This window comes from Weizmannia sp. FSL K6-0777, assembly GCF_038593185.1.
GTDB lineage: Bacteria > Bacillota > Bacilli > Bacillales > Bacillaceae_C > Weizmannia > Weizmannia faecalis.
The window spans coordinates 1,205,743-1,225,377 of sequence record NZ_CP151971.1 but is presented as its reverse complement, the minus strand read 5'-3'; the positions used below and the strand labels follow the sequence as shown (position 1 = coordinate 1,225,377).

Genomic DNA, 19,635 nt, shown 5'->3' with positions numbered 1-19,635 from the left:
ATGTACATCCGGCCCAGCCCGGGATTTTCCGGCACTTTATGTACGGCCGGTATGTCCGGTTCCCATTGCTTTTTCTATTGTATCAACACTTCTGTGTTCGTCCAGCTCTTCCGGAATGTCCGGTTCCGCCCGCTTTTCTATTGCCCCTGAAATTTCTTTTTCAATGCCTCATGCACAACCGGTGGTACCAGTTCCGCAATATTGCCGTGGTATTTGGCGATTTCTTTCACAATGCTTGAGCTGAGAAAAGAATACTGGTTGTTTGTCATGATAAAAAAGGTTTCAATTCTATCATTCAGCACACGGTTCATGGATGTCAGCTGCAATTCATATTCAAAATCCGAAACAGCCCGTAAGCCCCGGATAATCACATCCGCTTTTTTTGATTCTGCATATTCCATTAAAAGCCCCTGGAAAGAATCGACTTCCACATTCGGGATGTCTTTTGTCACTTCCCGGATCAACGCTTTTCTTTCTTCAATATCGAAAAGCGGTTGTTTTGAAATATTGTTCAGCACTGCCACATAGACTTTGTCAAATACTTTTGCCCCTCTTTTAATAATATCCAGATGCCCGTTTGTAATCGGATCAAAGCTGCCCGGGCAGATCGCGGTCTTCCCCACGGGTTTCATCCCCCTTTTTCGTGTAAATCGTGATGCCGGTGATGCCGTACTGTGCTGTTTTATATGTAAAAAGATTGCCCGCTTTTTCCGGTAAGGTCAGTCCGGCGTCGTGCTCGCAAACAGCGTAACCGTTTTCACGGAGAAGGCCGTTTGCCGAGATAAATTTCAGCATCGCGGTTAGTTTTTGCTTTTTGTAAGGCGGGTCGAGAAATACCGTATCAAAGGCAAGCCCCCGTTTCGCCAGCACTTTCAATGCACGGCCGGCATCGTTCCGGTATACTTCACTCCGGCCTAAAAATTCGCATTTTTCCAGGTTGGCCCGGACGGTTTGCAGCGCCTGGATCTCCTTATCAACGAAAATCACTTTCTCCATACCCCTGCTCAAGGCTTCGATCCCGAGCCCGCCGCTCCCTGCATATAAATCGAGGCCCAGGCCTTTTTCAAAATACGGGCCGATCATATTAAAAATCGCTTCTTTTACTTTATCTGTCGTAGGCCTCGTTCCCATTCCCGGAACGGCTTTTAAAACAGTGCCCTTTTGGCTTCCTGAAATGACTCTCATGCTGGTCACCACGTATCATCAGATTTCCATCTTATCCTACCATATTTTCCGGCCGGGTGGAAAAGTTTTTCACCAAAATGTATGTGTCAAGTTTTTCTCGACAAGGTTTAAATATCGGGTATTCCAAGACACTCTTTTTGTACACTTTCGGCTACCGTGCTTTACTTGCTCGGTGTAATTTTCGGAAAAGATGTAATATTTCCGTATAAAGATGGATAACGGGGATGTTGAGGCGCGCGAAATTCACTCGCTTTCCGCGGGCGGCCGGCGAGCCTCCTCGCTCGTACCTCGCTGCGGGGTCTCTCCTGGCTCGCTTTTCCCGCAGGAGTCTCGTAAATTTCGCGCGCCTCAACGATCAGTCCCCACTGAGCCAGGCTTAAAACGAAAGCTCTAATATTTTGCTTAAATGTCCCATTGCCGATGAACTGCTTGAATGCAGGGCAACTGATCCGTGCTTTACGCCCACTGACGGGCGTACAGGCTGCTTGAGTAGTTGAGACATCCTGATGAATTGTTTCAAGTTCCGTTGCTTTCTCTCGCTTCTTGAACGGTGTTTCAGATAGGCTTCTCTCAATGTCCCATTGAGTATGCCTTGTTTGATTTTCACCATGGCTTCTGCGCCAAGTTCACTCCAATGCATGCCCCTTTTTTTCATCCTGAAGGAGATATGCCTTTGATTCGATTCCATCGCTCCTAGGCCTCTCGCACCTTCCGGCACGTTTTTCACCCTGTCTCTCCAGTCAAAAATGCGGTCCCAGTTTTTCAAGATATACGAACGGAATTCCTTGATTTTCTTGAGGGCCTTTTTATCCGTCAAGGTGCTTTCGTGCGTATCCAAATATAACGTGAATTGGTCCAGGTCATGCGTTCTAATCGCTTTTCTAATTTGCTCCTTGATCTCGCTCTTTCCGCCCCCAAATGTCCTTATGATGGCTTGTGCAACGTGGTAGGTATCCAGCTGGTTGAGCACCGGAAATTCCGACTGTGAGAATGCTGTTTGAAACCGTTCAGCTGTGTACCCAGCACCTCCATCACTGTTTGTAATGACATGCGCTTTTTCGAGGGAATAGGTGTTGGCAGCTGTGGCTTGGACTTCATCCCAAAATGTCTGAATGTCTTCCGTCGTCATGATGACTGTGGGCTGACGCAGGGAGACCCTTTTACCATTGGTTTCCCATCCCTCATAGAGAATGGCGTGGTGGACTTCCATACTCTGTTTCTTTTTTAGTCCCCGAACGAATACACCATCTGCTTCAGAAAACAGGTAGTCTACCTTCTTCCCCTCAGGCAGGGAAACAGCTATTTCTAGCTCTTCTACAAGTGCCTTATCGGCTTCCGCCTGAGTTTTCCCTACGTGTTTTACCATGTTCCCTACAGTTGTGTGACTAAGACTCACTGCTGTCCACTCTTTTAAAATATCAGCTACTTCCCGATAGGTGTTCTCACTTGCCAACTCTGCCACCTTTAATTCCACTAACGGGCTGTATCGTTGGTGTGGTACCAGCCCTAACCATTCATCCAGAGGATAATGGGAATTTCCTCTCTTGTCATGCATTAATGAGCGTTTAAAGGTCACACTTCCAAATAGAAACTGAATGTTTCTGTTATCACTCCGGCAGTACACCCAGCCCTCCTCTAACTTCTCCTGTTTAATTGTTTTATCTAACTCTTCAAATATTTCCCCAACCCATTGTGTAAAAGCCTTCTGCATCAGAAGTTTAAGCTGTTCTTCAAATTCGATAAGACTCTTTGTATCCTTTAATAATCCAGCAATTATTGATATAATATCCATGGGAAGACCTCTCTCTCTAGATGTTCATCTTGAAGTGTACAATTAGATGATAGAGCGTCTTCCCATTTTTTTCCACTCATTTGCCCCTTCGAGTAAAATTTTACACATACCACCAAAATTTAAAGCAAAAGTATAATTCAGGAAAAGTTGGCCATAATGATACCAGCAGCATCAAAAGATGTTGCTGCCAACCGCGGAGAAGACTTACGTTTCCCCATAAGTTCTTCCTCCGGTTTCTCCTCTCCCTTTGCCTTCTGTCCGGAATAAGGATATAGAAGGGCCCTGCAGTATTGGCTGCAGGGTTTTTTATTTTCCGCATTCTTGGCCGGGCACGTCGTTTCAAAAAGCCGGCCGGCATCTCCCCCGGTTTATTTTGCAGAAATACTTTCCGAATAAAAAGAAGTGCAGTAGAATAGAAGCAGCAAATTTGTTTGTAAGCGAGGAATGAAGATGCAACAAAGATTTATTGAACTAGGAAACGGATATACAGATTTATTTGAACTGATCGAACTGGCAAAAGCAAACCGGCACCGGCTGCACGGCATGCTTGCCCTTCATACCATCGTTGCGGATCAAGCTGTCACTTCGCCCGTGCTCATTTTAAAACCGACCGATCCGGGGGAATTTCAGGCGTTATACGTTTGCCTTGAAGGGATTCCGGATCCGAGGGTGCAGCCAAACAAACGGTACAGCCTGTTTGCCGAAACCGCAGCTGCTTTAGGAGCGGACATTGTGGAACTCGAAGTCCGGCCATCTTCGTCTTTTTCCGACAAAAACCTTTTTTATCAATATTTAATCGGCATATTAAGAATGAACCGGCTGATTCCGCCGCTGCAATAAATATTTCGGCCAGAGTGCAGCCGGATGTGCTTGATTTAAAATGCGCGGGACGGAGCTTCCGGGCAGCAACGCTTTTTTGGGCACGGCGGATTTGCGGTGATGCACACGCAGGGAATGCTAGCATGCAAACCCGGCGCCTTTATAGCCCTATTTTATAGTCGTATTCTTTTGCTTTGTCCGGTTTTGCGTTTTCATATTCCGTTTTTAAAAACGGCTTCATGGAATAATCCACTTTCCTTACAAACGGAAGATTTTCAATTTTCGCTTTTACCTGCTCTATCTCTTTGCGGTCACAATAAAGGACGGCATACTTCATCCTTTTTGACGCATAATGGACATTGCCAAATCTTCGTAAATGTTTCGTATGCTTCATCTGATACAGCCAAATGATGAGGCCCTGCCGATCTGATAACATAGCGTTTCCCCTTCGTGCTTTTTTTAATGAGTGTACCATACCTTTTTTCACGGAACAATAAGGAAAGGCCGCGGATTGCGGCCTTATCACGATTTATGCGGAACAGCTGCAGCTGCCGCCGGTTCCGCAGCCGCCGGAACAAGAGGCATCAAAAAACGGATTTCCGGTCGGCACTTTTATATGTTCAGAAACAGATTTGCCAATCATCAGGCTGATTTGGTCGAGCAGATCCTGGAGGGCATTTTCCGCCCGCCTGAATCTTGCGACGTTCTCATCCAGATCCATTTCCCTCTTGGCTTCCCTTGTTTCTTTGTTGATGCGTTTATAATCAGGGTGATACCTGCCAAAGCGCTGGACTTCCTCAAACTGTTCTTTCAGGCGTGCAAATTTCCGGATTTTCTGCTGTGTGGCTGGATCATGATACATCCTGTTATAGCAGTCCCGGTAATTTTCGGCAATATCCGAGGCAATGACCATTTTCGCCAGTGCTTCAGCTTCAGACAAAATTTCCGCGCTTTCCAATGTTGCAAGCAAAAAGCTCACCTCCACATGATGATTTTACCATGTTTCCGCAAGCTTTGCGAATTTGCCCGATCAGCTCTCTCCATATGTTTTAACTTATACAAAAAGGGAAATGGAATTATAAGAGAGAAGTCATTTCTCCATGTTTAGAAAAAATTACTGAAAGGTGGTATAATTATGTCTTCAGAAAACAATGTTAATCTAAAAAACCCACCAATGAGTAGAGCAACTGCAGATGAACTTTTACCGGTACTAGATGCTATTGAACATATTCCTGATGAATTGTTAGAACAAGGAAACCAAGATGAAATCCAAAAATATTTCAAAGATACTTTACCTAAAATCCAAACAAAAAGCGTGTGGAGTTGTAGCTTAGCAATTGGAGAATTACTTGTTACCAATGCAATTCCGATTGCAAAATTAACTAAAATCAAGAAATATGTTAAAGCATTAGGCGGGGCATGGGAAACTGCTAAATTATTAGTAGGTGCTACCACCGCAGGTGAAAAAATAGCAGCTCTTTCAGCCCTGATGGCAGAACTAACAGGCTTTACAAACGTAAGGAATGAGTGTGGGTTCTAAAATGATTGGAGTGTCATTATGAACTGGGGTTTAATCACATCACTAATTCTCAATGTTGCGTTTTTAATTTATATTGTTGTTTTAACGAACAAGGTTAATGCTTTAAGAAAAGAAAATACAAAACCTAGTGAAAGCAACGATGAATTAATTGCTCTAGCACAGGAAAAACTAAAACTTCTCGGTGCCATTAAAACTGTGAAATTTTTAAGAGAAGAAAAAGGTATGTCAATGTTGGATGCCAAGCAACTTGTAGATGCATTAAAAAAACAGGAGTAGCTTTAAAGCTACTCCTGTTCTGTTACTCTTTAATAAAATAATTTCTACTTTGCAATCCCAATAAGCAATATGCTTTTTCATCTTCATCATCAGCATTCTCTTCAGTCAAAAAATACAGCCCAGTTTTTCCACATATACGAACGGAATTTCTTGAGGCTCTTTGCATCCGTCATCTGCTTCCGCGTGTATCCATACGATCAGCTGACAGAAATATAAAACTGTCTGTGAATGCCTAGGCGGGCGCCTGTGTTTTTGTCCACTACTTCCAGCTGCACTGTATGTACCCCTTTATCAAGCCCTTTTACAACAAATGCAGCCGTATTGTACTCGTCTTTCCATACACCATCCACATAGACTTTGATTTTTGCCGGTTTGGCATGCCGGCTGCCTGAAAAGGTGACGCTTGGAATCATACATTCCACGAACAAATCCCGGTCTTTTACAAAATACCGGACTGATGCCTGATTTTCCGCCGCGGAAGCAGCAGCATCCGCTTCCCGCTGCTCTTTACGCGGCATATGCCCGCTGCAGCCGGCAAACAGCAAACATACAGCAAGGAATCCTGCAGCCATCTTCATTTCGATCACTCCTTGCGGTTATTTTCCGCAAGAAAGCGCTGATTTACTCAAAAAAGGCAAATTTTTTCGGAAATCATCCTTGTTCATAGATGGACTGCACCATATGCATCATCATTTGTGCCATTTGCAACCCGTTTGCAAACTTTTCAACCCGCTGCGGGATCGTTTTCTGGTAATAATGGAGCGCGGCAATTTGAAATTGCTCCAGTTCCTCGGGATGCCTTGACAATTTCCGGTACCACGCCGGCTGCTCCCTTAAAAAAGTTTTCCATTCGTTCGACTGCCGGATGACTTCCATTACTTCGTTCCGCATATGTGCAGCCCCTCTCTAGTCTTTTCTGAATGAAAACGGGCCCTTCGGCTGGGGAGCCTGGGATTGTGGCGTCTGCCCCCCTGTAAACTGCGTGATCACATTTTGGACGGCGGCAATCGCTTCCGTCAAATGCTGCAGGTGGCCTTGGACCTGTGCTGGGTCCAGGTTCTCGAGCATCGCGCCGAGCTGGTTCAGCCAGCTGCTTCTCCCGCCCGTTTTTTCCTTCGTTTCACTGCCTTCTGCCGCGTATTTTTCCCAGACCGGGTCGTCTTCGCCCAGTATATACCATTCTTCAAAGAAATCCTGTAAAGACTTTTTTCCGCCCCGGACTTCTTTTAAAATCAAAGGATGGGTTTTTGTAAAAGCTTTAAACTTTTCTACGGAAGGATGCAATTTTTTCGTTCCCATTTCCGCTCACCCCGCGAGAAAACATTTTTTTCGAACGTTGGCTTTCTGTTACGTTCACATACCTTCCTCATATCCAGCATATGCCGGCAGTAAGCAGGTGTGAAGGTTTTCATTTCCCGTGAATTTTGATACGATATGGGTATGCTTTTAAAAAAACGCGTTAAAAGAGGTATCAGGAGATGAAAGAAGAAATACACCATACTTTTGAAAAAGTGGTCCAAGCGGCAACGGAAGAAGACTTAATCGTATTGCAGCAAATGTTAAATGGACTTTCCAATAAACAAGCCGGGAACGAACGTACATATTTCAAGGATCTCTTTTTGATGGAAGCGGACTTCGATGGGGAAGAATGCGAGGTGACCATTCCAGTTACGCCGTTACTCTACAATAACTTTTCCATCGTTCACGGCGGTGTAACGGCAACCCTGCTTGATACAGCAATGGGCGTGATGGCAAATCGCCTGTTGCCGGCGGGTCAGCAGGCTGTTACATCCAATCTCACCATTCATTATATTGCCCCGGGGACGGGAAGCCGCTTAAAAGCGAAGGCAAAGGTAATCCACCGCGGCACGCAAACGATGGTGCTGGAAGGAACTGCCTTTCGGGATGACGGGACAAAGATCGCCCATTGCACGGGTTCTTTTTTCATTTTGAAATGAGAAGCCGGAAATACCCTTTCAAAAGCCCCGGGCAGCCCGCCTGCCTTATATGCATACATCAGCCGGACCCCTCTCCAGCTTAGGCTGGAACGGTATCCGGCTATGGTGCCTTCATGAAATCCTGGGTATAGTATTTCTGGTACACCCCGACGCCAAGATGGGTGAAATCTTTCTCCAGCAATGTTTTCCGGTGGCCTTCTGAATTAAGCCATCCCTCCACAGCAGCCGGACCATCCGTATAGTGGGCGGCAATATTTTCCCCAGCCGCAGCATAAGAAACATGCCCATTCTTTAATCTTTCTTTTAAGTCTCCATATTTGGGGGAGACATGCGAAAAATAATGGTCGTCAGCCATGTCTTTGCTGTGATTGTACGCCACTTCGGAAAGAGCTGTATTCCAGGCCAGTTTTTTTAAACCGAATCGTGCCCTGACAATGTTTGTAAGGTCAAAAATTTGCCTGACGTTCGCCTTTTCTACGTCAACCCATTTCGGATCATCCTCCGGAACGGATTCGGGCAGTTCTCCGTGGTACACCATTTCATATGGATGCAGCATCGTCAGTGTGTTTTTATCCATAAAACGGATAAACAGCAATTTGCCGCTGAACTTATCAAGCGCCAGCTGGGCATAGATATCCCCAAGACGGACAAGCGGGCGGATATTCAAATCTTCTTCCGACAATTCAAAGCGGTATGTGCCTTCATTTGTTTGCACCGTCATATCCGTATCCATTAAAATGGAACTGTAAATTTTTTCTACATTTTCTCCAATCTCAAACGGGGCTACGTCTAAACGGGTTCCGACAGCGTAAATGGTCGTAACCTTGCCATTTTTCACGCCGGCCTGAAAATAACCGGTCGATTTTTTCTTATAAATCCACCAATCATAACCATATGGAGACAGATCCACCCTTTGTGGTTTTCCGAAATGTGTGGTCAACGTTTTCACAGGTTTCCCGATATATACCGACATGCCATGATCCGGACGGCTGTACGTTTGATCCTTGCTGTGGTCATGAATGTCAGAACTGTTATCCATTTTCTTGTTAGAGGAATGGTTTTGCAGTACGCCGTTTTCAGGACGAAGCTGGACATAAAGTCCGATCAGAAATATGATCACAAGGATCGCGGCTGTTTTTAAAAAGGTACGCAGGTGACTTCACCTCTCTTGATGTTCCGTAAATTTTTTCTCCTTTAATTCATTTTATTATATATTTTACAGTTTTAAGCAGAAAAGCACCAATTTTTTCAATCACCTCCTCGAAGGACAGCCGGTGCGGCCGGTTTTTTTGCGGTTATAAACATTTGCATTGCATAAATGTTTGTATTCAGATAAGATAAAATTGAAAGATTTTAATTGTGCGGACGGGAGGGGTATTTTTGCGGTTTGATGACACGGGTTTGGAAAATATGAAAGTGGATCTGACGCGGTTGGATGATGTAATGGAGCGGCACAAGATGGTACGTGCCGGGCAATGGGATTATGAACGCGTCACATATGATAGAAAATTTACGATTCAAGAAGGCACCTATTATCTTCGCGTGCAGGGAGTTGCAACCGAGGGGGATGTGGATTCGTTTGATGCCGTGATTCAGTTAAAGGCGCCTATTTTAGGAAAATATTATTATCCGCATGGTGTGGAGTACGGCGATGACGAGTATTTTCCGCATGATCTCGTCATGTATTGCAGAAAAATTTTGGAAGCGCTTAAAGAAGACTTGGTTGTATTTGCTGAATAAAATGCGCCGCTCCTGTGGCCCCTTAAAACGGCGGGCCATAGAGAGCGGCCTTTTTTAATGCTGTTCGATCAGCCTCCGCTGTTCTCCGGCAACCGGATTCTTTTCCGTGCTGCCATCTTCCTGTTCTGTCCTTGCCCATTGGAAAAAGATGCGGGCAAGCATGATGCCGTAGACGATTTCCTGCATGATTTTCATCACCACACCGCCAAGCTGCTGGTCCTGCAGTACAGGAAGCGGTGAGAAAAGCGCCGGGGAGCCGTAACGCGCCACTCCGGAGAGCATGTCAGCAGGCACACATAAATGCATGGACGAAAGCCACATCGTTCCGTCGGAAAAGCTCCTGTAAACCGGATGATTGGCGAACATGATTAAGGCGCATGCAGGGGTTAAAAGCATGGCGCTTGCAAATAAATAAGCGATTTTTTTCAGGCCACTCAGCGCATATTGCCCGGGCAATGGCGACAAAATCGGCCACCACATCGCTATGGCTAAAAGAAACAGCACAATGGTGTAGATGCTGTGGAGAAACGGCGTGACCTTGACCTGATCGAAAACGGCCGGAATGTGGTACAGGGAAAAAATGATATTAAAGGTGATAACGGCAAGCACCGGATTTGTAAAGAACCGGACAACGGGCGCGACAACCGGAAGCTGCATCCCCTTTTCCAATATCCACACCGGCATCCCACGCAAAAACAGCGGTGCGACAATGAAAAAAAGGATAGACATTTGCAGCATATGGACGGAAAACAGGATATGCCCGATAAGATCGACAGGAGAGCCTTTGACGATGTAAAGCAATACCATCGCTGTACAAAAAGAAACAGACTGCACCGGACTCGGCGGCATTGCGTTCAAATAAGACCTTTTGCATAAGGACGCAAGCAGAAAATAAAGAAAAACAAACAGTAAGATCGTGATAAAAAAATAAGGGCTCCACAGTGCACGAAATCCGAATATTTCAAGCGGCACCATTACCACTCCTTTCCGCACCATTGCAAATCGATTTAAAGCGGGGGCGCCCAAGAAGCGCCCTCCGCTTTACTTTTAGCTCTGGCTCCTAACAGCCGATAATCAAACGCCCTCCGCTTTTCTTTGTCTAGCTGCGGCTCCTAGCCCCTCGGGTCGAATAACCCGTCCGTCCTGAAGCCAAGGCTTCATCCCGGCCGGAACATTCGCCTGTCGGGGCTAAGCAGTCGCCTCCGCTTTTCTTTGTCTAGCTCCGGGCGCTGTCGGCTAGTGAATTTCCAGTCCCCTCCCCTACGATAAGTCAACATCGGCTCGTTCCTCGCCGTGTTTCCTTTATCTCAGTTCGGGGACTATGAAATTCATACGCCGACGGGCAAACGCCCTCCGCTTTTCTTTTCACCACCAGATGATGGTGAGGAATGCCAGTACTGTGACAAATGCGACGAGTGTGCCGCCAAAGATGAAAAGTTTCGGGCCTTCATGGTGCTTATGGTTCATATGCATGAAATAAAACAGCTGAAATACGACCTGGATCGCAGCCAAAAGCAGGATAACCGGAATGGTAAACCATTTGGACAAATGGGCATGGACGGCCCAGAATGCAACAATAGTCAAAAACATCATCAAAATAAAACTGACGACCTGGTACTTCATTTCCTCCGCGCTTTTGCGGCGCCTGTATTCGTATTCAACATGGCGTCTGTCCATTTGTGCATTGTGTTCCATCTTATCCCACCATCCCCATCAAATATACAACCGTAAAGATAAACACCCAGACGACATCAATAAAGTGCCAATACAGGCTTGCCACGTAAAATTTCGGCGCATTGTACAAATTCAATCCCCGTTTCGCGTTCCGCACCATCAGTGTCGTAATCCATAACAGCCCGAACGCCACGTGGCCGCCGTGGAACCCGACAAGCGTATAAAACGCGGAACCGAATGCGCTGCTTGTAAATGTATGATGGTATTCCGTCACATAATGATGGAATTCATAGACTTCAAGCCCAAGAAAACAAGCACCAAGCAAAACGGTAATCAAAAACCAGGCCTGCATTTTTTTAAAAGCAAAATTTTTCATATGATAAATGGCATACACACTTGTAATGGAACTCGTTAACAGAAAAACCGTGGCCAAAAAGGTTAGCGGCAGTTCAAATAAGTCTTTTGCATGCACCATTGATGCCGGGCCCTTGTCTTTCAGCGCCAGGTAGGTTGCAAACAAGGAAGCAAAAAGGACCGTCTCGCCGCCTAAAAACAGCCAAAAACCGAGAAATTTATTCCTGCCTTCAAGCGTCGCCCGCTCCGGGGACTCTGGCCATGTTTTCGCCGTAAAATTTTGTTCTATTTCCATTACGCCCCGGCCCCCCTTTCTTCGCGTTCCATTAAGGCTTCCTTCCTAATATGGTATCCCGTATCATCTTTTACCGACCGGATCAGCATCGATCCAAGGGTAATCGCCAAGCCGATGACAAGGATCGTGATGCCGGCTTTGGTATGGTTTGCATGATACATTGCGCCGAACGCGGCAATAAATAAACCGAATGCCATAAAAAACGGCAAGATGGACGAGTTCGGCATATGGATGTCTTTGATCGGCTCTGCTGGTGTCACCTGTTTTTTCCCTTCCATTTTTTCGAGCCACCAGGTGTCAATTCCTCTGACAAGCGGTGTTTGTGCAAAGTTGTATTCCGGCGGCGGAGAGGAAATCGACCATTCGAGCGTCCTGCCAAACTCCCACGGATCGTTTCCGACTTTCCGGTTCTGGACGGCCGTGACAACAATATTGGCCACGAGGATTAGCACACCTGCCGCCATCAACACCGCGCCGGATGAACTGACGAGGTTATCCGTATCCCAGCCTTGATTCGGCAGATATGTCCACTGCCTTCTCGGCATCCCGAGCAATCCGAGCCAGTGCTGGATCATAAAGGTTAAATGGAAACCAATGAAAAATAGCCAGAATGTGATTTTCCCCATTGTCTCATTCAGCATCGTGCCGAACATTTTCGGCCAGTAATAATGCAGTGCCGCAAGCAACCCGAAAACAACACCGCCGACAATAACATAGTGGAAGTGGGCTACAACAAAATAGCTGTCATGATATTGGTAGTCAGCAGGTGCAGCCGCGAGCATCACCCCGGTAACACCGCCCAATGTAAAGGACGGGATGAAAGCAGCCGCATAAAGCATCGGCGTTGTAAACCGGATGCTCCCGCCCCACATCGTAAGCAGCCAGTTGAAAATTTTAATGCCCGTCGGCACCGCAATGGTCATTGTAGACACGGCAAAAATGGCGTTGGCTACATTGCCCAGGCCGGTTGTAAACATATGGTGGGCCCACACCATAAAGCCTAAAAACCCAATTAAAATAACGGCGAATACCATGGAAGAGTATCCGAATAATCGCTTTTTAGAAAAATGTGCAAAAATTTCAGAGAAAATGCCAAATGCCGGCAAAATTAAAATGTAGACTTCCGGATGCCCGAAAATCCAGAAAAGATGTTCCCAAATGATGGTATTTCCTCCGAAGGCCACGTCAAAAAATTTCGCACCGAACATCCGATCAAATGTTAGCAAGAACAAACCGGCTGTAAGTGGTGGAAACGCAAACAGAATAAGGGCGGACACAACGAAAGTCGTCCATGTGAACATCGGCATGCGCATGTACGTCATTCCCGGCGCCCGCATGTTCATAATCGTCACAAGGAAATTCACCCCAGCAATGAGCGTACCGAAACCTGAAACTTGCAACCCGAGTGAATAAAAATCAATCCCGTGTCCGCCAGATGCGAGGGACAGTGAAGCATAGGAAGTCCACCCCGCATCGGGCGCGCCCCCAAGAAACCAGGATAAATTCAAGAAAATACCGCCAAAGAAAAACAACCAGAACCCCAATGCATTTAAAAACGGAAAAGCCACATCACGGGCACCGATCTGAAGCGGGACAATCGCATTCATAAAACCAAACAAGAGCGGCATGGCCGCAAGAAAGATCATGGTCGTGCCGTGCATTGTCATGACTTGATTGTACGTATCCGCGCCGACAAAATGATTGTTCGGCACCGCCAGCTGTATGCGGATCATCAGCGCTTCAATCCCGCCGATGACAAAAAACAATCCCCCTGTAATCAAATACAAAATGCCGATTTTTTTATGATCCACTGTTGTGAGATATTCATAGACAGTGGCGCCAAAACCTGCCTTTTTTGTTCCTACGCTCACTTTAACCTCCCCTTTGCTTTCGAATATCCCCTTTGTTTTATTCACCAGCTTTCAATTGCATCAAATAAGCCGCAAGCGCATCGATTTGCCGGTCGGAAAGCTTATCCCCGAAGGCGGGCATTTTTGTCCCCGGTTTGTATTTCTCCGGATCTTTTATCCAGTTTTTGAGATTGGCCTCATTACGGTCCAAAATGCCGGCGACTTTTTCCCTTTCGCCAAAGGTTGCCAGATTGGGAGCTGTCCGTGCCTGTTCCGGCCGTGTGTCATTCGGCGTGACCGCGTGGCAGCTGATGCAGCTTTTTTTGAATACATCCTGCCCTTCCTGTGCGAGAGCGGACGCCGGTTTTGTTTCTTTTGCATTTTTCATATTGCTGATCCACGCCTTAAACTCATCCTGTGGCACCGCTTTCACGCGGAAGTCCATTAAGGCATGGGAAGGGCCGCATAATTCGGCGCATTTTCCATAAAACACATTTCCGGCATCCTCTGCCTTCTGATCATCAATTTCAAGCCAGAATTTGTTGATATTATCTGTGTTGGCATCCATTTTCCCGCCAACGGACGGTATCCAAAATGAGTGTTTCACATCTGAGGCTTTCACTTGGAAGTAAACTTTCTGGTTTGTTGGGACAACGAGTTCCTGGCTTGTCACCACACCATAACCCGGGTATTCAAATTCCCACCAATAAAGGCTGGCGCGAACTTTAACGATAAGCGCCCCTTGCTTGGCATCCTTTTTCTTATCCATCGCTTTCGTATCTCCGAGGCTGAAGACCTGGCTGATGGTCGGAATGGCAATTAAAATCAATAAAACAATCGGAATAATGGTCCATAAGATTTCAAGCTTATGATTCCCCGGCACCTGTTTTGGAATGGATTCGTCCCCTTTTTTCCGCCTGAACCGTATGAGAACGGTAAGGAAAACGGCGAATACGACAACCATGACGAACACCATAATCCAAACGCTCCACATCATCAAATCATACTGCTTCCGGGCCACTTCGCCGGCAGGATCAAGTGCCGACAAATATGGCTTGCCACAGCCCGAAAGCGCGGCCATAAACAAAGTGACAATAAAAAGCAAACTCCCCTTTTGCAGCCGCTGTTTCATCGCTCTACCAATCCCCTCTTTCCTGTATCTTTCTGTCAGAACAAGGATGCAATCTATTGGATTTCTTTTGCAAGAAAGAACTCCCTTTAGAAAAGCGTAGCGATTACCATTGCTACAAACAAGATCGTTAAATAGTTCAGCGAATAAATGAACATCCATTTCGCCCATTTTAAATCATTCTTCATTTTAAAACCGGACAGGCTTAATGCCAGCCAGCCCAGATTAAACAATGTCGCAAGGATGATAAAACCAATGCCGAGCGGTTTCAGGAAAAACGGCACCGGAATAAGCAATGCCACCCATATGAGCATATGCCATTTTGTGATTTGAAACCCCTTGACAGCCGGAAGCATCGGAATGCCCGCTGCCTTGTATTCTTCGCATTTTTTCATCGCAATCGCATAAAAATGCGGTGGTTGCCAGATAAACATAAGCAAAAACAGCATCCATGGCACAATCCCGAGATGCGGGTCAACAGCCGCCCAGCCGATCAGCGGGGGAACAGCGCCGGCAAAACTGCCGATCACGGTATTGCTGACAAGGGTTCGTTTTGACCACATTGTATACAGCACGACATAGCTGAATACGCCAAACAGCCCGATCAGCCCCGCCATTGGAGTGGTCATAAACAATAGCAGTGTGCCGATTGCCACAAATCCGAGGCCAATTGTAAGCACTTTCGCGTTTGAAAATCTGCCTGTAACCGTCGGCCTAAAATTTTTGCTTTTCATAATGACATCAATATCCCGGTCATACCAGTTGTTCAGGCTGCACGACCCGGCGACAATCAGCGCAGTTCCCGCCATCGCAAGGACCATAATGTCCAGCGACTGCAAAAAATGCCTGTTTGTCAGTTCCAATGCAAGCCACATTCCGGTAAATGCCGTAATTAAATTTGAGTTTACAATTCCAATTTTAATCAAGGATAAGAAATCTTTCAACGCAGAGGCGTCTGCAGCTTTTACCCTTGTTGTTGTATCCATCGTCCGACTATCTGCCACGATAGTCCCTCCTTCCAATTTTTCAAAACCGTTCAAAAAAAATGGCCTGACACGTTGTCGGCGGATTCCTTTTGTAAATGTTTTTACGCTGCCAATAAGGAAAACGGTATACTACAACTATAATCCATCTTTTCCTTTTTGGCTATTAATCAAAACTGTATGTAACGATATCGTCATACTAAGATCATTTATAAGTTTCCCAACATGTAAATATGCGGAATTCCGAAATATACCTGCCTATATTATATTTAATCATAAATTACCGCGAAGGTGTGATATTTTCGACACATTTTTATGGCAAATTTGTGTCATGGGAAATAAATATTTTTCCTTCAGACTGTTTTACGATAAGATGATAGTTGGAAGCACCTTGCCGAACGGATTTTCTACTATATGAACGGTTGCAATGATGCGGGACTGTATGTTGCATTCGTGGCTTGTGATACATGTTTACAAATGAGATAAAAGAAGGTGGAACAATTGCGCACAACTTTAAAATGGCTCGGAGTAGTGACAACTTTATCGATGATGGTGGTGTTAATTGGCGGGGCACTTGTCACCAATACCGGTTCAAGCCTTGGCTGCGGCCGCCAATGGCCGCTTTGTAACGGCAAAATTTTTCCTGATCCGCTCACTGTCGAGTCGCTGATTGAGTGGCTGCACAGGTTTTGCACGGGCATCGCATCGTTTCTTGTCTTTGCGCTTGCCATTTGGTCATGGTTTGCAATCGGCCATAAAAGAGAAACGAAATTTTTATCCATTATTTCCGTCATTTTTCTGCTTCTGCAGGCATTTCTCGGTATGGCGGCAGTCGTCTGGGGTTCATCCGATCTTGTGATGGCACTTCATTTCGGCGTTTCGCTCATTTCGTTTGCGTCCGTGCTGATGCTAACGCTGATGGTTTTTGAATGGGACCAGAAATTTGACGCAGGCAGGCTTGTCCTTGAAAAAAGCATGAGATGGCATACGATCGGCGTGACCGTTTACAGCTTTATCGTCGTTTATACGGGCGCGCTTGTCCGCCATATGAATGCAAGCCTTGTTTGCCGGGATTTCCCGCTTTGTGTGAACAGCGACCCTTCCTTGCCCGCAAACCGGTTCGAATGGGTGCAGATGGGGCACCGGACGGCGGCACTCCTCATCTTTGTCTGGATTGCTTATATCACCTTTAAAGCGGTAAGGCATTATCAAAACCAGCGCGTTATTTACTGGGGATGGATCATTGCGTTCGTGCTTGTCTGCCTGCAGGCTGTTTCAGGCGCCATGGTCGTTTTTTCGAGGATGAATCTTACTTTCACCCTCCTGCACGCATTTTTCATTTCCTGTCTGTTCGGCCTGTTATGTTATTTGAACCTTGTTGTCGGGCGAGTGAAGCAGTTTGCCAAAAGCAAAGACAGCCTCCCGCTAAAAAAAGCCCGGGTTCGCTGAGTTTGGAAAAACCAATGGTACCGCATGTTGCGGCTTGGTGCAAAATAAGGCAGCAAAGGGCTTACGTAAGATAGGCGGAAAAGGCGCAAGGCATAAAACCTTGCGCCTTTTTATTTTATCCTCTGCTTTCACTCTGCCGCGCACCCGTTTTTAAACGTTACGGCCTTGAGTAGACCTGATACGGCCTCCGGTTTGCTCCGCCCGCTTCCTGCGGCTTTTCCTGTTTGTGTTTATACTTTTCCTCATACTTTGTAAACATGCCCACATTGACCAGAATGCCGAGGGAAAGGGACAAAATCAGAAGCGATGAACCGCCGTAACTGATAAACGGCAGCGTCACCCCCGTAATTGGAATCAGGCCGCAGACGCCGCCCAGATTGATAAATGTCTGGATGGCAATCATGCCGGAAATTCCGATCGCAAGCAGGCTCCCGAACTGGTCTTTTGAATGGATGCCGATATATATGCCGCGCAGCACAATGTAGCAAAGCCCGCCGATCACAAACAAAACGCCAAAAGCCCCAAGTTCTTCGGCAATAATGGCCATAATAAAGTCGGTGTGGGGCTCTGGAAGATAACCGAGCTTTTGAATGCTTTCCCCGAGTCCCTGCCCTTTCAGCCCGCCTGACCCGATCGCAATATAGGAGTTTACGAGCTGAAGACCTTCCCCGCCTTCGTTCTGAAAAGGATTCAAATAGCCTGTAAACCGTGCGATCTTAACCGGTGTAAAGATTTTGTCCTTTTCCAGAAAAAGAAACGGCGACAACAGAACGGAAAATAGAAGCCCGAGCCCTGCCAGCTTCAGCATGGTTTTCAGGCGCATGCCGGATGCAACGATGATCGTGCAGCCAATCCCAAAAATGATGGTCGCCGTCCCGATATCCGGCTGGATCGCAACCAGGAAACAAACAACGATAAGAAAGATAAGCGGCGGGACAACCCCTTTGTTAAAGATGTCAATGTATGCCTGTTTCTTGGCATAAACGGCGGACAGATAAATAATAATCGCAACTTTCACAAATTCCGACGGCTGTACGGAACTGGAACCGAGCCGGAACCAGCTTTGCGCGTTATTCGACGTATGGCCGAAAATAAACAGTGCCAAAAGCCCGAACATCGACCCGCACATCAGCACTGCAAGGAATTTTTTGCTCGCGTATAGTTTATACGGGAGAAAAGCCGTAACGGTAAACGCAAGGAGTGCAAGGGCCAAATTGATTTTCTGCTTGTTGTAAAAATAGGCGCTGTCCAGCCCGTAACGCTGCACTGCAATCACCATGCTGGAACTGTAAATCATTACCAAACCGAATAAGCAAAGAAGCAGGTAGACAACGATGACCGAGTAGTCGAATGATTTTAAGATTTTTTTCAGCATAGGAACCTTCCAATCCGTAAAAACTGCAACATTCATGATAAAAAATATTCTACCGTTTTAAAAAAACTCCTGCCGTTATTTTTAAATTATAACATCTTTTTCGCCGGCCGCCATTACCTGACCCTTATTCAAAAAATAAAAAACTCAAACAACCGGAACATCGTTTGAGTTTTCAACATTATTTTTTTATATATGCATCATGCAAAAGGGACAGTTCCTGTTCAAGCGAATCAAGAAGCCGCTTTCCGTCACCGGCATCCACTAAGCCGAGCCGGACCGCAAAATCTATTTCACGGGATAAACCAAACATTTGTGTATCCAATACTTCCTCGTATAAAGGGCATTGGGGCATCGTTAAGTTATCCATTTGAACCTGAATTAATTTTAATATCTTTTCTGCGTCCGCCTTGAGCAGGCTGTATGCTTTCTCCCGGTGGTTCACCTTTGTTTCAGACGCCAAATTGATCCCCCCGTTCACATATCAATCTAATAAAAATTGTACCTTTAAAACCGTGATTTTGCAAGTTATACGAAATCAATAAACGCCCGGAATCCCGTAAACAAGCGGGGGAGACAGAATTTGAAATTCCGCAATTCCCCGACCCCGAACGCTTTCCGGACTGTTTTTATACGCTTTCAAGTGACACGGGCAGCCGTGAAAGGTATAATGCTGTATAGACGGACAGAAAGGGGCCACAATCATGATTATGCAAATAAAGGGAAAAGTGAAGTTTCCGATTACGCTAGATATCGGCACTTGGATATTTGATGACCGGAAAGTCGATCTTGATACATATTTCGACGAAGAAAAGCAGGAAACCAGCCAGGAAGAAGCCTACTTAAAGAAAACCGGCAAATATTTTGACAAAGCCATGGCAGAAGGGGCCGATCCGCAGGCTGCTGTAAGGACAAAGTCAAAGTTTAAACGGCACCATTTGAAAACTGGGACATTTGGCATCCCGGTCGGCCTGTTCATTCAAAATGCGGAGCCGCTGGAAGATGCGGAAAAAATCGTGTTTGAAACAAAGAACGGGCCTGTCGCTTATCCGCTTGAAATGGCTGGCCATTTAATTGCTGCCTTTTCTATTAAAGGAAGGGCGCTGAAAGAAGACGGCCCGCTTCACATTTTATTGGATGACGGTTCAAACCGGGAAAACCCGGTCAAATATGTAACCGGTATGCGCATTGAATAATCCCGGATGCCGGGGGCAGCATA

24 protein-coding genes are annotated in these 19,635 nt (G+C 46.1%); 7 read left to right on the top strand and 17 right to left on the bottom strand.

The genetic code is table 11. The features are described 5' to 3' along the window. Positions 1-137: 137 nt before the first annotated feature. The 3 genes from coaD to NST70_RS05630 form a co-directional block, all read right to left on the bottom strand. On the bottom strand, positions 138-623 hold the full coding sequence (gene coaD / locus NST70_RS05640; RefSeq protein WP_014095579.1) for a pantetheine-phosphate adenylyltransferase: 486 nt from the start codon (positions 621-623) through the stop codon (positions 138-140). After that, a complete protein-coding gene (gene rsmD / locus NST70_RS05635; RefSeq protein ID WP_017552186.1) occupies positions 589-1,185 on the bottom strand; it encodes a 16S rRNA (guanine(966)-N(2))-methyltransferase RsmD in 597 nt (198 codons plus the stop codon). Before rsmD ends, coaD begins: the two co-directional genes overlap by 35 nt. Positions 1,186-1,561: 376 nt before the next feature. Further along, positions 1,562-2,977, bottom strand: a complete 1,416-nt coding sequence (locus NST70_RS05630) for an ISLre2-like element ISBco6 family transposase (protein WP_342475533.1) — start codon at positions 2,975-2,977, stop codon at positions 1,562-1,564. A gap of 450 nt (positions 2,978-3,427) precedes the next feature. Between NST70_RS05630 and NST70_RS05625 the strand changes: the two genes are divergently transcribed. Beyond that, entirely contained in the window at positions 3,428-3,817 is a 390-nt protein-coding gene (locus NST70_RS05625; protein ID WP_014095581.1) for a hypothetical protein, read from the top strand. 139 nt (positions 3,818-3,956) lie between these two features. Here the strand turns inward: NST70_RS05625 and NST70_RS05620 are convergent, their stop codons facing one another. Continuing rightward, the gene (locus NST70_RS05620) at positions 3,957-4,232 is read right to left on the bottom strand and encodes a DUF2129 domain-containing protein (RefSeq protein ID WP_014095582.1); all 276 of its coding nucleotides are present in this window, start codon (positions 4,230-4,232) and stop codon (positions 3,957-3,959) included. A gap of 93 nt (positions 4,233-4,325) precedes the next feature. Beyond that, positions 4,326-4,766 (bottom strand): YlbF family regulator, encoded by a 441-nt coding sequence (locus tag NST70_RS05615; protein WP_014095583.1) that lies wholly within the window; start codon positions 4,764-4,766, stop codon positions 4,326-4,328. A 165-nt stretch (positions 4,767-4,931) separates the two neighbouring features. Between NST70_RS05615 and NST70_RS05610 the strand changes: the two genes are divergently transcribed. Both NST70_RS05610 and NST70_RS05605 read left to right on the top strand, forming a co-directional pair. Further along, positions 4,932-5,336: a hypothetical protein gene (locus NST70_RS05610; RefSeq protein WP_052123299.1), complete on the top strand. Its 405-nt coding sequence runs from the start codon at positions 4,932-4,934 to the stop codon at positions 5,334-5,336. A gap of 18 nt (positions 5,337-5,354) precedes the next feature. Next, a complete protein-coding gene (locus NST70_RS05605) occupies positions 5,355-5,612 on the top strand; it encodes a hypothetical protein (protein ID WP_035189225.1) in 258 nt (85 codons plus the stop codon). A gap of 197 nt (positions 5,613-5,809) precedes the next feature. Here NST70_RS05605 and NST70_RS05600 read toward each other — a convergent pair whose 3' ends face one another. From NST70_RS05600 to NST70_RS05590, 3 genes are all read right to left on the bottom strand, one after another. Continuing rightward, the gene (locus tag NST70_RS05600) at positions 5,810-6,190 is read right to left on the bottom strand and encodes a hypothetical protein (protein ID WP_035189223.1); all 381 of its coding nucleotides are present in this window, start codon (positions 6,188-6,190) and stop codon (positions 5,810-5,812) included. A gap of 73 nt (positions 6,191-6,263) precedes the next feature. Then, positions 6,264-6,503, bottom strand: a complete 240-nt coding sequence (locus NST70_RS05595) for a YlbE-like family protein (protein ID WP_014095585.1) — start codon at positions 6,501-6,503, stop codon at positions 6,264-6,266. A 15-nt stretch (positions 6,504-6,518) separates the two neighbouring features. Beyond that, on the bottom strand, positions 6,519-6,911 hold the full coding sequence (locus NST70_RS05590) for a YlbD family protein (RefSeq protein ID WP_014095586.1): 393 nt from the start codon (positions 6,909-6,911) through the stop codon (positions 6,519-6,521). Positions 6,912-7,090: 179 nt separating this feature from the next. On the opposite strand from NST70_RS05590, the gene NST70_RS05585 reads away from it, so the two are divergent. Beyond that, complete coding sequence (locus NST70_RS05585) at positions 7,091-7,570, top strand: PaaI family thioesterase (RefSeq protein WP_014095587.1); 480 nt, start codon at positions 7,091-7,093, stop codon at positions 7,568-7,570. Positions 7,571-7,670: 100 nt separating this feature from the next. Here the strand turns inward: NST70_RS05585 and NST70_RS05580 are convergent, their stop codons facing one another. Next, positions 7,671-8,690: a CAP domain-containing protein gene (locus NST70_RS05580; protein ID WP_342475934.1), complete on the bottom strand. Its 1,020-nt coding sequence runs from the start codon at positions 8,688-8,690 to the stop codon at positions 7,671-7,673. 260 nt (positions 8,691-8,950) lie between these two features. On the opposite strand from NST70_RS05580, the gene NST70_RS05575 reads away from it, so the two are divergent. Beyond that, entirely contained in the window at positions 8,951-9,310 is a 360-nt protein-coding gene (locus tag NST70_RS05575) for a YugN family protein (protein ID WP_014095589.1), read from the top strand. 54 nt (positions 9,311-9,364) lie between these two features. Here NST70_RS05575 and ctaG read toward each other — a convergent pair whose 3' ends face one another. From ctaG to cyoE, 6 genes are all read right to left on the bottom strand, one after another. After that, positions 9,365-10,336, bottom strand: coding sequence for a cytochrome c oxidase assembly factor CtaG (ctaG, locus tag NST70_RS05570; protein WP_080746286.1), 972 nt, complete (start codon positions 10,334-10,336; stop codon positions 9,365-9,367). A gap of 339 nt (positions 10,337-10,675) precedes the next feature. Continuing rightward, complete coding sequence (gene ctaF / locus NST70_RS05565; RefSeq protein ID WP_017552180.1) at positions 10,676-11,005, bottom strand: cytochrome c oxidase subunit IVB; 330 nt, start codon at positions 11,003-11,005, stop codon at positions 10,676-10,678. A 1-nt stretch (position 11,006) separates the two neighbouring features. After that, positions 11,007-11,633: a cytochrome (ubi)quinol oxidase subunit III gene (locus NST70_RS05560; RefSeq protein ID WP_014095592.1), complete on the bottom strand. Its 627-nt coding sequence runs from the start codon at positions 11,631-11,633 to the stop codon at positions 11,007-11,009. Next, entirely contained in the window at positions 11,633-13,504 is a 1,872-nt protein-coding gene (ctaD, locus tag NST70_RS05555) for a cytochrome c oxidase subunit I (protein WP_017552179.1), read from the bottom strand. Before ctaD ends, NST70_RS05560 begins: the two co-directional genes overlap by 1 nt. Before the next feature lie 37 nt (positions 13,505-13,541). Beyond that, positions 13,542-14,615 (bottom strand): cytochrome c oxidase subunit II, encoded by a 1,074-nt coding sequence (gene coxB / locus NST70_RS05550; RefSeq protein WP_342475932.1) that lies wholly within the window; start codon positions 14,613-14,615, stop codon positions 13,542-13,544. 86 nt (positions 14,616-14,701) lie between these two features. Then, on the bottom strand, positions 14,702-15,616 hold the full coding sequence (gene cyoE / locus NST70_RS05545; RefSeq protein WP_080746308.1) for a heme o synthase: 915 nt from the start codon (positions 15,614-15,616) through the stop codon (positions 14,702-14,704). A 480-nt stretch (positions 15,617-16,096) separates the two neighbouring features. Here cyoE and NST70_RS05540 point away from each other — a divergent pair, with 480 nt between their 5' ends. After that, the gene (locus tag NST70_RS05540) at positions 16,097-17,044 is read left to right on the top strand and encodes a heme A synthase (RefSeq protein ID WP_035181934.1); all 948 of its coding nucleotides are present in this window, start codon (positions 16,097-16,099) and stop codon (positions 17,042-17,044) included. Between the two features lie 157 nt (positions 17,045-17,201). Here NST70_RS05540 and NST70_RS05535 read toward each other — a convergent pair whose 3' ends face one another. Both NST70_RS05535 and NST70_RS05530 read right to left on the bottom strand, forming a co-directional pair. After that, positions 17,202-18,419, bottom strand: coding sequence for an FtsW/RodA/SpoVE family cell cycle protein (locus NST70_RS05535; RefSeq protein WP_035190127.1), 1,218 nt, complete (start codon positions 18,417-18,419; stop codon positions 17,202-17,204). A 178-nt stretch (positions 18,420-18,597) separates the two neighbouring features. Then, positions 18,598-18,879 carry a YlaN family protein gene (locus NST70_RS05530; RefSeq protein ID WP_013858935.1) on the bottom strand — a complete coding sequence of 94 codons (282 nt, stop codon included), beginning with the start codon at positions 18,877-18,879 and terminating at the stop codon, positions 18,598-18,600. Positions 18,880-19,120: 241 nt separating this feature from the next. Between NST70_RS05530 and NST70_RS05525 the strand changes: the two genes are divergently transcribed. Beyond that, positions 19,121-19,612 (top strand): peptidyl-prolyl cis-trans isomerase, encoded by a 492-nt coding sequence (locus NST70_RS05525; RefSeq protein ID WP_017552174.1) that lies wholly within the window; start codon positions 19,121-19,123, stop codon positions 19,610-19,612. Positions 19,613-19,635 lie beyond the last annotated feature (23 nt).

What these genes read in the sequence shown, in the direction of transcription:
- rsmD (WP_017552186.1), bottom strand. Translation starts at nt 1,185, where the DNA reads ATGAGAGTCATTTCAGGAAGCCAAAAGGGCACTGTTTTAAAAGCCGTT.
- NST70_RS05630 (WP_342475533.1), bottom strand. Translation starts at nt 2,977, where the DNA reads ATGGATATTATATCAATAATTGCTGGATTATTAAAGGATACAAAGAGT.
- NST70_RS05625 (WP_014095581.1), top strand. Translation starts at nt 3,428, where the DNA reads ATGCAACAAAGATTTATTGAACTAGGAAACGGATATACAGATTTATTT.
- NST70_RS05620 (WP_014095582.1), bottom strand. Translation starts at nt 4,232, where the DNA reads ATGTTATCAGATCGGCAGGGCCTCATCATTTGGCTGTATCAGATGAAG.
- NST70_RS05610 (WP_052123299.1), top strand. Translation starts at nt 4,932, where the DNA reads ATGTCTTCAGAAAACAATGTTAATCTAAAAAACCCACCAATGAGTAGA.
- NST70_RS05605 (WP_035189225.1), top strand. Translation starts at nt 5,355, where the DNA reads ATGAACTGGGGTTTAATCACATCACTAATTCTCAATGTTGCGTTTTTA.
- NST70_RS05600 (WP_035189223.1), bottom strand. Translation starts at nt 6,190, where the DNA reads ATGAAGATGGCTGCAGGATTCCTTGCTGTATGTTTGCTGTTTGCCGGC.
- NST70_RS05595 (WP_014095585.1), bottom strand. Translation starts at nt 6,503, where the DNA reads ATGCGGAACGAAGTAATGGAAGTCATCCGGCAGTCGAACGAATGGAAA.
- NST70_RS05590 (WP_014095586.1), bottom strand. Translation starts at nt 6,911, where the DNA reads ATGGGAACGAAAAAATTGCATCCTTCCGTAGAAAAGTTTAAAGCTTTT.
- NST70_RS05585 (WP_014095587.1), top strand. Translation starts at nt 7,091, where the DNA reads ATGAAAGAAGAAATACACCATACTTTTGAAAAAGTGGTCCAAGCGGCA.
- ctaF (WP_017552180.1), bottom strand. Translation starts at nt 11,005, where the DNA reads ATGGAACACAATGCACAAATGGACAGACGCCATGTTGAATACGAATAC.
- NST70_RS05560 (WP_014095592.1), bottom strand. Translation starts at nt 11,633, where the DNA reads ATGGAAATAGAACAAAATTTTACGGCGAAAACATGGCCAGAGTCCCCG.
- coxB (WP_342475932.1), bottom strand. Translation starts at nt 14,615, where the DNA reads ATGAAACAGCGGCTGCAAAAGGGGAGTTTGCTTTTTATTGTCACTTTG.
- NST70_RS05535 (WP_035190127.1), bottom strand. Translation starts at nt 18,419, where the DNA reads ATGCTGAAAAAAATCTTAAAATCATTCGACTACTCGGTCATCGTTGTC.
- NST70_RS05525 (WP_017552174.1), top strand. Translation starts at nt 19,121, where the DNA reads ATGATTATGCAAATAAAGGGAAAAGTGAAGTTTCCGATTACGCTAGAT.